This is a genomic window from Mycobacterium sp. 1245801.1 (genome assembly GCF_001673055.1).
In the GTDB taxonomy this organism is placed as follows: domain Bacteria; phylum Actinomycetota; class Actinomycetes; order Mycobacteriales; family Mycobacteriaceae; genus Mycobacterium; species Mycobacterium europaeum_A.
This window is the reverse complement of sequence record NZ_LZKY01000403.1, coordinates 1-12,544: the sequence shown is the minus strand read 5'-3', so window position 1 is coordinate 12,544 and position 12,544 is coordinate 1. Positions and strand designations below refer to the sequence as shown.

At 68.4% G+C, this 12,544-nt stretch carries 8 protein-coding genes and 1 pseudogene; 5 read left to right on the top strand and 4 right to left on the bottom strand.

Annotated elements, in window-relative coordinates; genetic code table 11:
* A partial coding sequence (locus A5622_RS25935; protein ID WP_232003046.1) for an HAD-IC family P-type ATPase occupies positions 1-3,630 on the bottom strand: 3,630 nt, incomplete at its 3' end.
* A gap of 182 nt (positions 3,631-3,812) precedes the next feature.
* Positions 3,813-4,769 (bottom strand): sigma-70 family RNA polymerase sigma factor, encoded by a 957-nt coding sequence (locus A5622_RS25930; RefSeq protein ID WP_066882115.1) that lies wholly within the window; start codon positions 4,767-4,769, stop codon positions 3,813-3,815.
* 158 nt (positions 4,770-4,927) lie between these two features.
* Here A5622_RS25930 and A5622_RS25925 point away from each other — a divergent pair, with 158 nt between their 5' ends.
* A complete protein-coding gene (locus A5622_RS25925) occupies positions 4,928-5,698 on the top strand; it encodes an SDR family oxidoreductase (RefSeq protein ID WP_066862429.1) in 771 nt (256 codons plus the stop codon).
* 28 nt (positions 5,699-5,726) lie between these two features.
* Complete coding sequence (locus A5622_RS25920; protein WP_066882113.1) at positions 5,727-6,464, top strand: DUF899 domain-containing protein; 738 nt, start codon at positions 5,727-5,729, stop codon at positions 6,462-6,464.
* A 46-nt stretch (positions 6,465-6,510) separates the two neighbouring features.
* Here the strand turns inward: A5622_RS25920 and A5622_RS25915 are convergent, their stop codons facing one another.
* Together A5622_RS25915 and A5622_RS25910 are read right to left on the bottom strand one after the other, a co-directional pair.
* Positions 6,511-7,578, bottom strand: coding sequence for an Ig-like domain-containing protein (locus A5622_RS25915; RefSeq protein WP_066882111.1), 1,068 nt, complete (start codon positions 7,576-7,578; stop codon positions 6,511-6,513).
* A complete protein-coding gene (locus A5622_RS25910) occupies positions 7,578-8,246 on the bottom strand; it encodes a sigma factor-like helix-turn-helix DNA-binding protein (RefSeq protein ID WP_082976060.1) in 669 nt (222 codons plus the stop codon). The genes A5622_RS25915 and A5622_RS25910 overlap by 1 nt, the downstream gene beginning before the upstream one ends.
* 273 nt (positions 8,247-8,519) lie before the next feature.
* On the opposite strand from A5622_RS25910, the gene A5622_RS28745 reads away from it, so the two are divergent.
* From A5622_RS28745 to A5622_RS25895, 3 genes and pseudogenes are all read left to right on the top strand, one after another.
* Positions 8,520-9,425 (top strand): M15 family metallopeptidase, encoded by a 906-nt coding sequence (locus A5622_RS28745; protein ID WP_082994693.1) that lies wholly within the window; start codon positions 8,520-8,522, stop codon positions 9,423-9,425.
* A gap of 273 nt (positions 9,426-9,698) precedes the next feature.
* Positions 9,699-11,459 carry a hypothetical protein gene (locus A5622_RS25900; protein ID WP_156748817.1) on the top strand — a complete coding sequence of 587 codons (1,761 nt, stop codon included), beginning with the start codon at positions 9,699-9,701 and terminating at the stop codon, positions 11,457-11,459.
* A 5-nt stretch (positions 11,460-11,464) separates the two neighbouring features.
* Positions 11,465-12,544: pseudogene (locus A5622_RS25895) on the top strand (hypothetical protein); the annotation flags it as partial.

Here is a 12,544-nt window from a genome sequence, read left to right as displayed (position 1 = left end):
CCCGCGCTGCAAATTCGCCGACCCGGACGCCGACCTCGAGCGGGCCGAGGCGGTGGTGCACGGCCTCGCCGAGCAGGGGCTGCGGGTGCTCGCCGTGGCGCAGCGCGGCAGGATGACCTCGGGCGCCCCCTTGAGCACCAGCACCGGCGCCTTGGCGGGCTGGCCATTGGCAGCGCCGTCGTGGCCCACGGTGCCGATCGCGGCGGCGAAGCCGCGGCTGGACTCGAACGGCACCTCGGCGACCATCGCCCAGTCTGAATCGCTTTGGCCGTTCAGCGAACTCGCCGCGGTCAGGATCGCCTCGTCGGTGGCGTGCGCATGTCCCTGGCCCTCCTGGGGCTGAGCCGACGCGCGCGCGGCGGCCCGCAGCAGGCCGGCCGATTCCGGGTCGGTCAGTTTGGGGAAGGGATCGTGCGGGTCGACGTCGTCGGGCACCGCGCACACCACGCGCAGCCGGTTCTCGGTGAGCGTGCCGGTCTTGTCGAAGCAGACGGTGTCGACGCGGCCGAGCGCCTCGATGGTGCGCGGCGCGCGGACCAGGGCCCCGCGCGCGGTCAGTCGTTGGGCGGCCGAGAGCTGGGACAGGGTGGCCACCAGGGGCAGGCCCTCGGGGACGGCGGCCACCGCGATCGCGACGCCGTCGGCGACCGCCTGGCGCAGCGGCGCGCGCCGCAGCAGCGCCAGCGCCGACACCGTGGCGCCGCCGGCCAGCGTCAGCGGCAGCACCTTGCTGGTGAGTTCGCGCAGCCGGGCCTGGATTCCGGCGGCGGTCTCGACGTCGGCCACCGCGGAGATCGCCCGGTGCGCGGCGGTGCCGACGCCGGTGGCGACCACGATGGCCCGCGCGTGCCCGGCGACGATGGTGCTGCCCTCGAACAGCATGCTGGCCCGGTCGGGATCGTTGACCGCGACGGGATCCACCTGCTTGTCCACCGGCAGCGATTCGCCGGTCAGCAGGGACTCGTCGACCTCGAGGTCGTCGGCGATCAGCAGCCGGGCGTCGGCGGGCACCACTTCGGGTGCGGCCAGGTCGATGACGTCGCCGGGCCGCAGGGACTTGGCGGACACCGTCGCCGTGCGGGTCGCGTGTCGGGCGGCCTCGAGCCGGCGGCGGGTCGTCGCGACAGCAGGAACGACCACCCGGCGCACCAGCTGGTCCTGCTCGGCGAACAGCTCCGCGGCGGCGGACTCGGCCCGAAGTCGTTGCGCCCCACCGGTTATCGCATTGACGGTCATGACGCCGGCGACCAGCAGCGCGTCGATGTTGCTGCCGACGATCGCCGAGGCCGCCGCGCCGACGGCCAGGATCGGGGTCAGGGGATCGGCGAGCTCGGTCCGCGTGGCGGACGCCAGCCGGACCGCGCTGTGCAACGGCTTGCGCAGCGGTTGCAGCGCGGGGCTGTACGACAGGTCGTCGAGGCGCCGCCGCCAGGACGGCTCGGTTTCGACGGCCATCGGCCGCGCCCCGCCGGCCAGCCGCGAGTAGACGATCTCGGGATCCAGTGCGTGCCAGGCGGTCAGCGGTTGGGGTGTGGGGTCGGGCAGCCGGAGCACCCGAGCGGCCGAGAAGGTTCCCGCCAGCAGGGCGGTGGCCGCGGCGGCATTGACCGGGTTGAGCCAGCGCCGGAAGCTGACCGGGCTGGTGCCCGCCTCCTGCTCGCCGGTGACCAGCAGCAGACCCGCGAGCGTGGTGCCGCCCTGCGCCAGGTGCACCGCCGATTCGCTGGCCGAGCGGGCCACCGGGATCGCCGAGAGGATGCGCACCGCGTCGGCCAGATCGGTGCCGGTGATGATGTCGGCGGTCCACGCCGTGGCGGCGCGCGGATCATCAAGGGCCACACCGACATCGGCGATCGCGAGCGCGGCCAGGGTGTCGGTGGAGGCGAAGTCGCGATGCAGCGCGGTGATCAGCAGCACCGGCCCACGGTCGGCGCGCAGCTCCCGGACCACGTTGAGCAGCGGCGTGCCGGGCGGGTGCGTGGTCCCGACACTGGCGGTGAGGTCCTCGGTGCCCGCGACGTGGCGTAGCACCACCCGCGCGCCGGTGCGGTTCGCGGTCTGAAAGAGCGGGATCGCGTACGGGTCGACCTCCCAGCCCACGTCGACGCTGCCGACGCACTCGCCGTCCACGATCAGGTCGGCGCTTTCCAGGCCCTGCGCGGGTGTCGCCGAAGGTCCTTGGGTGCGAACCCATTTCAGCCGAGCCCCGGTCGCCGGTAGCTCGTCGGCGTCGGGCTCGGGCGCCTCCTCGCCGTGCAGCAGCGCGTCGGCCACCTCGTAGACCCGGTCGTCGTCCCAGCCGGGAGCGTCCCCGCGGACCCGTAAGACCGCGCGATGATCGCCGCGCAGCGCGGCGCCGTCGATGACGACGACCTTCACCCGGTCCAGGCGGCGCAGCGCGCCCGGGTCGAGGACCAGTTGCCCGGAATTGGCGAGCCCGCGGCCCAATATCGCCGCGAACGCCTGGCGGCCCATGTGCGCAGCCCTGGGCACCCCGGCCTCGATGGCCGCGGCCGCATCCTCGGTGCCGCCGCCGGCGACCAGCGCACTGACGGCGGCGATCAGCGAGCCGTTGGCCGCCGAATCGACGTAACTTTCCACCGGCCCGGCCATCGAGCCTTTCGCCTTGTCCATCGCCGCGTCGATGGTGCCGCCGACCACGACGTGGGAGGCCTCACCGGCGGCCGCCGCGGCCCAGCTGTGCCGCGGCAGCTCCGACTTGGCCGAGGAGATGACGGGGACCACCGGAGCCTGCGGCCGGTCGGGGGAGGCCAGCTGTGGCTCGCGGTCACGCCACACGCGGCGGTGCGCCGACGCCTCGGAGACCTGCAGGGTGCGTTGCGTCAGATCGAGCAGCGGTGTGCCGAACGATTGCGTCAGACCGTGGGCGGCCGCCGTGGTCGCGGCCAGCGCGATGTCGGTGCCGACCCGGCCCAGCCGCGCCTCCAGGATCGAGACCATCCGCGGTTGATGGTTGATGAGCGCGGCCGCGGCCCGGGTGGTCTGCGGCGCGGCCGGCAACCGGGTCACCCATCCGGTGACCGCGGCGCCCATCGCGACGACATCCATGGCCGCCGCGGTCAGGGGCACCAGAATCGCCAGCGGGTTGCCCGGGTCGGCGAACGGCGCGGACAGCGGCGGTGACTCCGACTTCGACCAGGTGACGTCCGAGGCGATCGAGGAGACCGTCGCGCGCACCTCGTCCAGCACGGCGTCGCCGTCCGCGTCGTCGGACAACTCCACCACCAACCGGCCCAGCGAGCCTTCGACATGCGCCTTGGCCACACCCGGGATCCGGCGCACCGGCTCCTCCACGGCCGGCGCGTACTCGTGCCAACGCGGGAAGGGCAGCAGCGGATCCAGATCCAGGTGCACCCGGTGCCCGCTGTGCCAGCGCACCGGCGGCAGGATCGCGGTGGGGGAGCCGCCGGACGAACCGTCCAGTCCGATCGCGCGGCCCGTCGTTTGGGCAACCGCCTGAATGACCGGGCCGGCGAGGTCGGTCACCGGACTGGCCAACGTCTGCAGCGTGCCCGCGGCGCCCGCCGCGGTGGACACTCCGGCCCGCACCACCTGCGCGGCTCCGCCGGCTACGCCGGCGACGACGCTGGAAACGCCGGGAATCTTCACTCGTCACCCTTCAACTACGTCTACCGCGCCTAATGATCCTGACGGGTGGAGGACCTGTCCACACGTGGGCCGGGAAGGTAAAACCGTGCGAGGACACCGCAGACGACGCGAGCCGATGCGAGCCGATGCAGGTCGGGCCTCCCTTAGAGAGCAAGGGGTGCGATTGCGTCCCTGCTCAGAGGTTACCGGGTTGCCGCCAAACCAAACGTCGGGAACAACCCGGCGTCGAGGAAGACGGTGATGCTCGCGACGCCGGTAACGCCGGTGGTCAAGACGTGAATCGAATGGGCCCGCATCGTCTGATCGGCGCCACGCCGGTATTCGGCGACGGCAGGTTGCGCATTCGCGGCTGTCGGGATCATCACAACGTCGCCGGGCGGGGCCAGGGCGCGTCCGGCGAGGAACCGCAGCACGGCGTCGCGGCCGGTGAACCACACTGGCATAGGCGGCATTTCGAGCTTGACGTCCGCTTGCAGCAGCGCCGTCAGCGCGGCCATGTCCGCGTTTTCGAATGCGGCGCAATACCGGTCGAGCAATTCGCGGCGCTCGGCATCGTCGGGCTCGGACACGGTCTCCTCGGCGGGCGAGAGTTCGGCGAGGTGGGCCCGGGCGCGCTGTAGCGAACTGTTGACCGCCGCGGGCGTGGTCTCGAGGAGCTCGGCAACCTCGGCGGCGCTGAACTGTACGACGTCGCGCAGAATCAGCACGGCGCGCTGCCGCGCCGGAAGCTCTTGAAGGGCGGTCATCACGGCCAGCCGCACGCTCTGCTTTGCGGTCAGATCGTCTTCCGGGCTCTTGAACATCATCGCGTCGGGGATCGGCTCGAGCCAGGCGTGCGCGCCGGCCTTCGCGTCGAAATCGGCGTCCGGGTCGACCGATCCGTCGCCGACCCCCATCGGCAGCACGCGCCGGGCGCGGTTCTCCAGCGCTCGCAGGCAGGCGTTGGTGGCGATGCGGTACAGCCACGTCTTCAATGCCGCGCGTTCCTCGAACGCCCGATAGCCGCGCCAGCCCCGCAGATACGTCTCCTGGACCAGGTCTTCCGCGTCGTGCACCGAACCCAGCATGCGGTAGCAGTGCGCGATCAGCTCGGCACGAAAAGGCGCCGCCTGTTCGACGAAATCCTCCTGCGCCGGCACGAGCCTCTCCTTCCGGTGGGTGAAGAACCTACTCCCTTAGAGACATCGGGCCGCCGAAATTCATCGGGCCGCACGCGATGAATCCGGCCGTCACGCCGTATCTGAATTGGTGACGACGCGGCCACGGCCGCAGCACCCACCGCAGAGAGAGAACGACGATGAACCAGTCCCGCACCGCCCATACCGACGGCCTCGCCGACACCACCGCCATCGTGACCGGCGCGGGCCGCGGATTCGGCCGCGCCATCGCCTCCGCGTTGGTCGCGGCCGGCGCACGGGTCGCCGGCGTCGCGCGCACCCGATCACAACTCGATGAGGTGCGCACCCAGCTCGGCGACGCCTTCACCCCGGTGGTGGCTGACGCCGCCGACCCGGCCACGGCCGACCGGCTGATCGACGAATACCGGCCGCGCACACTGGTGCTGTGCGCCGGGGCGACGCCGCCGATGGCGCCGTTGCAGGAGCAGACCTGGGAGACGTTCAGCGTGAACTGGAACACCGACGTCGCGCAGGCGTTCCACTGGGTTAGCCGCGCGGTGCGCCGGCCGCTGGCGGGGGGCAGTTCGGTGATCGTGATGTCCAGCGGCGCCGCGGTGAACGGATCACCGTTGTCTGGCGGCTATGCCGGCGCGAAGGCTACCGTCAGGTTCATCACCAGCTACGCCGCCGCCGAATCGCAACGCGCGGGCCTAGGGATCGGTTTCACCGCCGTGCTGCCGCGGTTGACGCCGGCCACCGACCTGGGCGCCGCCGCCGTCGCGGCCTACGCCGAGCGGCAAGGTGTCGACGTCGATTCCTTCGTGCAGGCCGCCGGGCCCGCCCTCACGGCCGAACAGGTCGGCAAGTCGGTGCTCGAGATCGCCACCGGCGCGGCCACCGACCATGACGCGTACCTGCTCACCGCCGCCGGCCTGTCGCCGCTTGCCTGAGAGCCCTGGAGACGAAAGGCAGACAGCGATGAACACACCGCCGATCGTGTCGGCCGAGCAGTGGGCGAGCGCGCATCAGGAACTGCTGGCCAAGGAGAAGGAACTCACCCGGGCCCGTGACGCCCTCGCGGCCATGCGGCGCCGGATGCCGTGGACGGCCGTCGACTCCGCCTACGAATTCGACGGACCCGAGGGCAGGGTCGACCTGTTGGGCCTATTCCACGGCAGGCGACAACTCGTCGTCTATCGCGCGTTCTACGGGCCCGACATCCATGGCTGGCCCGACCACGCCTGCCGGGGCTGCTCGATGATCGCCGACCATGTCGGCAACCTGGCCCACCTCAACGCCCGCGACACCACGCTGGTGTTCGTTTCGCGCGCACCGCAGGCCGACATCGAGCGACTCAAGGCGCGGATGGGCTGGAAGATGCCGTGGTACACCATCACCGATGGATTCGACAGCGATTTCGGCGTGGACGAATGGCACGGCACTAACGCCTTCATCCGTGTCGGCGGCCGGGTGTTCCGTACCTACTTCATCAACAATCGCGGCGACGAGGCGCTCGGAACCACGTGGAGCTTTCTCGACATGACCGCGTTGGGACGCCAGGAAAACTGGGAGGATTCACCGGAGGGCTACCCGCAGAGCGCCCCCTACGAGTGGTGGGACTGGCACGACGCGTACGGCATGCACGAGCCGTCGCGCTGGTTTGGCGAGCCGGACCCCAACGATCCCAACGACATCCGGCCGCCGCGCGTCGACTGAACGCGACCGTTGGCACTACTTCCGCCCTTAGCCTTCGGCGCGACGGCTAGCGAAGGGGCACGCTGGCGGCGCTGGACGGGGTCGTCGGAACTCGGGTCGGCGACGCCGCGGGGGGCGTGGTCGGAGTGGCCGACGACGTTGGCGGAGTGCTGGACGTCGACGATTCCGACCGGACGCACTCGACAACCGCCCGAGCCGTCTGCCCCGAGGCCGTCGCGGTGATGACGGCACGCAGGTTTCGCGGTATTGCTCTGAGCGTCGGGTTAGGGCGAGGAGTTTTGACGGTCAACTGTCCTCGCTGGGTGACCGACGCGAAATCGCTGTCGTCACTGGTCCATTGGACGTCTGTGAGGTCGGCAGCAGTGCCATCGGAGTAGGTGCCCGCCGCGACAAGGGTGTACGAGCCTGCGCAACTCCGGATGGTCGGGGGTTGGATGCTGATTCCGGTCAGGTCATGGGGCATGACGATGATCGCTACTGAGGCCGAGCGTTCGGCGATGGTTGCCCGTATTGCAGTTCTGCTCTGCGGGCGGCCAGGACCACCAGCCACAGCGGTGACAAGCCCGTCGCGACCGACCGCTGCGACTGCAGGGTCATCAGTGGTCCAGTCGACGTCATTGGTGATGTCGTGGGCGGACCCATCGGTGTAAGTCCCGGTGGCCCTCAGCTGTTGTGTGGATCCTTGAGCCAAAGTGACCTCGCGGGGCGCAACGGTGATCGCCGCCAGGGTCTGCGGCTTCACACCGGTGGTGCCGGAGGGCGTCGTGGGATCGGTTGGGGTGTTCTGCGTTTCGGCAGTCGTGGGATTGGTTGTGGTGCTCGGTGTCTCGGTAGTCGTGGAAGTGGCTGTGGTGCTCGGCGTTTCACTGGTAGAGGCGATCGTGGGCACGGGGCCGGCACTGAGATGCGCAGGCGCCGTGAGCGCGAAATGCGTGGCGACCGCGGTAATCGCCACTACCGATGCGGCGGCCAGCCCAGTCGCGTACGTGATGAGCATCCGGATCCTCAGCTGGCGCAGGCCGATTCGCACGGCCCGGTCCACGTTCAGCGGATGGCTGCCGATGCGTTCTCGGGCGGCGGTTTCCAACGCCTCGTACAGGGCGGGGTTGGGCATCAGCGGTCCCCGCCCGGAACGTCTGCGGCGGCCAGCGCCGCATCGGCCTGCGCAATGTACGCGTCCACCTCTACCGGCGGTAGGTGCACCATGTCGGCGATGTCTTCGACCGACAGGTCGGCGTATGTGGCCAGGACCAGGATGATCCGCTGAGTCTGCGACAGTCGCCCCAACGCCCGGTTGGCGGCGGGGACCGTGTCGGGCGGTGGGCTGCCGGTGAGCCGACTGTATGCCGTCAGCCGGTGGACGAACCAACACAGCGCGTATACGTCCGCGGCCGCGCTGACTGGCCCGCGCCAGCGTTTGGTCGCCTCTGCGATGGCGGCGCTGAGCAGGTCATTAGCCATCGCGGGGTCGTCGCACAACAGGTTGGCGGTCACCTGCAGTTGAGGGCGTTGCTCGCTGAATTCGCGGCGCAGCTCCTCGCCCCGATTGGCCACCGCGACAACGACTTTGAATAGCGACGGAATGCCGTACTCGAGCTGGGTGATGGCGGGCATCACTCCCGCGGTCACCACCACGACGCAGCCCAGGGCGATCAGCGTCAAGGCGGTCACGTGGCCGCTCGTTGCGACGCCCGCCAGGATGAGTCCACCGGCGCCCGCCATCAGCGCCACGCGCCAGGGGCGCACGAAATCTCGCCATGGTCGCGGCGGTGTCTGACACATGCTCCTGCTCCTCCAGTAGTCGCTTACTCGTGAATCATCAACTGCAGGGGGAGGTGTGACGCGCGTAGTCGACTACTCGAATCCGCGGACCGGCCGTCCGCGGATGACGCACTCCCGAGTTGGTGTCGACGCCCTCGTCAGCGCCCGGGACGACGAGTAGTGCACTACGCGTGATGACGACGTCACCCGCTGAAACGATCGTCTTCGGCTGAAGCCGGTGATCATGACGTTGACTTCCGGTGGATCGAGCCGAACCTCGAAGGGAGAACACAAATGTCTCAAGATGCTGACAGCGGCTCGACCGACGTCATGACCGATCCTGGTAGCGACGATAGCGCCGACACCAACGACACGTCGCCGGCCGATACCTCAGACACCGACGACGACAGCGCGGACACTTTGGACGCCGGCGATACATCAACGGCTGATACGTCAGACACCGCCGACACGTCGGACGCCTCGAACGGCGACGACAGCGCCGACACGTCGGATACGACGGACGCATCGAACGGTGACGACAGCGTCGACACGTCGGATACGACGGACACATCGAACGGCGACTCCAGTGGGAACGCGTCGAACACCGTTGAAACCCCTACCGATAACGGCTCGGCTGCCACCGGCGACGACCCGTCGGTCAACGTCGACTACAAGCAAATGGTCCCCATCCCGAGCGGAATCAATTCCGGCGTCAGCGCCGCGTCGCAGGCGACGATGTTATCGGCGCTCGGAGTCCCCGGCACCCCGCAAGACAGCTGTGGGCCGGCATCGCCGGCGTTGCAGAAGTTACTGAAAACCGCCAGCGTTGGACCGTTTCGGGTGACCGGCTTGGTGCCGGCGGTCGACGCGCTCACCCGGGTCTTCGCGGCGGTCAAATCGGCCCGGCCCGACCTCTATCTTCTGCTGGGGACTGCGGGCATGCTCTGCGTGCGTCATGTGCGCGGTTCGACGACGAACTTCTCCAACCACTCGTGGGGCACGGCCATCGACATCACCATCGGCGGGCAGCTCACGCCGCGCGGATCGACCACGGTGCAGCAGGGCCTGGTCGACCTCGCGCCGTTCATGCAAGCGGAGCGATTCTTCTGGGGCGCCGCCTTTCCCACGCCTGACGGCATGCACTTCGAAGCATCCAACGAGTTGATCGCGGATTGGAAGTCCAACAAAACGATTCCGTGACACACAACCGCCGGCTCTTGATGCCGCGCCGCCACGTCCCGTCACGTTCACCCAGGTGGTCTCGGGACGGGCGGCGCGGCGTGTGCCATTGGCTGAACCCACCGCGGAGACCTGAATCAAGAACGGGCGGACCGAAAGTGAGCGAGTGAGCGCGGGATCGAGTAGTCGACTACGCGTGCCCGTCGCGGGCAGGTGAGAGTTGCATAACCGGTAGCGCCCATCGGGGCGGCAACAGGGCGTTACGCAACGCTCAGGCATCACGAGGAGAGTCCCATGCCAGACGGAGTTTCGCAGCTCAGCAGTGTCGGCTGCATTACGAAAGCGTTGCTCGACGCACTGGATCAGATCGAAAACCAGGTCGCTGCAAGCCAGATCGGCCCCGACGGGAAGCCGCTGGGATCGGCGATCTACATGCACATGCCGACCGGATATCCGATCGACCCCAAGATGTTCGCCAATCCATGGACGCCGGCCGGGGGAGATTCTTCGAGCCAATTCAGCAATGACGGCGCATTCTCCGCGCCCGCCCAAGCAGCCTCCTCGACTCCGCCGCCGGGCCCGCCGGGATCCGTCTATCCGCCGCCGGCCAAGCCCGACCCACAGCTGGAGGCGTCCATTCAGGCGGCCTTCTTTACCTCGAAGCTCGTCGACCAGATGCTGGAAGTGACGCAGAACGGCGTCGCAACTGCCTGGCCCGATCGAAATGTCAGTGTTGAGTACTTCACCGTGGTGCAGGGCATGCAGCCGATGGACAAGTCGACCCCGGCGCAAGCGGTCCTCGACAAGATCGCCGCGGCGCAGGACCTGCTCTACATCAAGGACGCCAACGGCAACCGCGTCGGCTACACGCCGCTCTACGCGCAGTTCCGGCGCAACCAACAGGCCTGGACCGACGCAATCGCCGCGCAGGCGAGTGCCTATGCGCAGGCCATGGCCGATCCGATCGCGGGGCAGGAGTGGCCGATCGTGGCGAGCAGCTATGCGAACAAGGTCACCCAGGCGCTGAACGATTTCAACAGCATGGGTCGCCAGCAGGTGCAGGACGCTCTGGATACGATTGCGACGCAAGGCGAGAGCGCGGTCACGGCGCTGGCCGCATTGGCCCGCCAACTGTATGACGCGTTTCAGGTGCAGCTGGCCGGCGGAATCTCCGCCAATGTTCCCTGGTCGTACATCAGCCCGATGTCCTGGTGGGACTACACGGATGAATCCTTCGGCGTCCAAAAGATCACGGGGACTAGCGAGGCGCACGATGCGAGAACGAACTCCGGGACGGGTTCCTTCGCGAGCAACTGGCAGCGGCAGCAGTCACAATCGAACAGTGGCAGCGGCGGGTTCGACGTCGGCATCTACAGCGCCTCCGCCAGTGGCAGCCACGCCGATGCGTCCAACGCATTCGCCAATAACGCAAACCAGTTCAATTGGACGACCCACCAGGATAGTTCGAGCTCCGCTTCGGTTTCGTTGGAGTACTTCATCGCGACAATCGAGCGTCCCTGGTTCCTCGGTGACATCTTCAACCTCAAGGGCTGGTATCTGGTAGGTCAGCGCGCCAACAGCATCAGCGACGGGACGGTTGCCAATCAGATCGGCGATAAGTGTCCCGCGATCCTGCCGATGCTTCCTAAGGGGTTCCTCATTATTCGCAACGTCAAGATCACCTGCGACGACTGGGGTGACTTCGGCAGCAGTTTCAGTCAGGCCGCGCAGGCGAGTCAGGGCTCGGGACAGTCGAGTTCGAACTCGGTCGCGGTGTCGGGGGGCTATCTCTTCATGAAGGGTTCGGCCCAGCACCAGGATCAGCAGTCCTCCGGTGCCTTCGGATCGCAGCAGACCAGTTCCAGTTTCACGTTCACGTCCGATGGCAAGAAGGGCGGGACGTTGGAACTGCTGGGATCGCAGATCGCCGGCTGGATCGGGCAGATTCAGCCCGCGGCCCCGCTGATGGACGACCCCACACTGCCGAAGCCAACTTCGGAGAACTCACCGGAGGCGATGGCGGGGGCCGGAGCCACACCGGCAGCGGGGAGCTGATCGTCATGGCCGGCGGGGACACACTCGCAACGGTTGGCGAGAAGGTGACGGATGTCTTCGTGCACGCGTTCGCAACCGGGAACTCCAACGTCTCGTTGGTCTTTCTGCCGTTCGCGTTGCCGACACCGGACGACATCGTGCAGGGCGGCGTGGTAAACCCCACCCGGTTGGCCGCCTTCCTGGTGCCGAATTTCGATGCGCCCTACCTGATGTCACCGTCCCAATATTCCGTGCACGGCCAGGATCTCTACTACGGCACGGCGAGCCAGATCTATCGGCTCGCCGTGACCGCGGCCCGGCCGACCGCCCCGGTCGGGAGCGATGCTTGGACCCGCATTAACTCCGAAATCGCAATGGCTCAAACGATGCTCAGCCCTGCCGGCGTCACGCCCGAGTTCGCCTGTGTGCCAGACGACTGGGTGCTGCCGGATTCGACCTATTGGTCCACATTCGACTCGACGCAGGCGCAAACCGCTGCCCCGCCGCAGAGCAGCGGCCCGCAGTTGCAGCTGCAGCGGGCCGTCAATCCTTATCTATGGACGATCAAGCCGGCGGAGCAGCAGGATGCCCCGGTCCAGAACCTGACCTATCTTCATGAGTTGAATCCGGCGCTGGTGGCCGCCGCTACGGAGAACGCCGTACCGGCGGTGTCGACACCACCGGCGACGACCGTGGCGCCGGCGGCGAGGCTCAATCCAGCCGTGCTGCAGCGCATTCCGTTGTCTACGACCGCGGCTCGACCATCGGGAGCCGACGCCGCGGCCGTGCGGCAAGCCATTCGGGTGCTTCCGCAGCTGACGCCCACCTCCGACGATCGCGATCGGCAGCCCATATGTCAGCGCGGCGTCACCCTGGGTGACCGCTGCGTTCGGCGCCGGCAACAGCCCGCCCTTCGGCATGCCAGGCACGTACCAGTTGGGGTCGGCCAAGAAGACCCCGTCCCAGGTCGACACCCCTGCCGCCGCGAAGCCGATGGTCGCGGACATGTATTTGAAAGACACCGACATGCTCGCGGGGGTCCCGGCGGCCCGGGCGGCGGAACAAAGCCGAAACCACCCGGCCGGGGTCCACCAATCGGCGGGGGC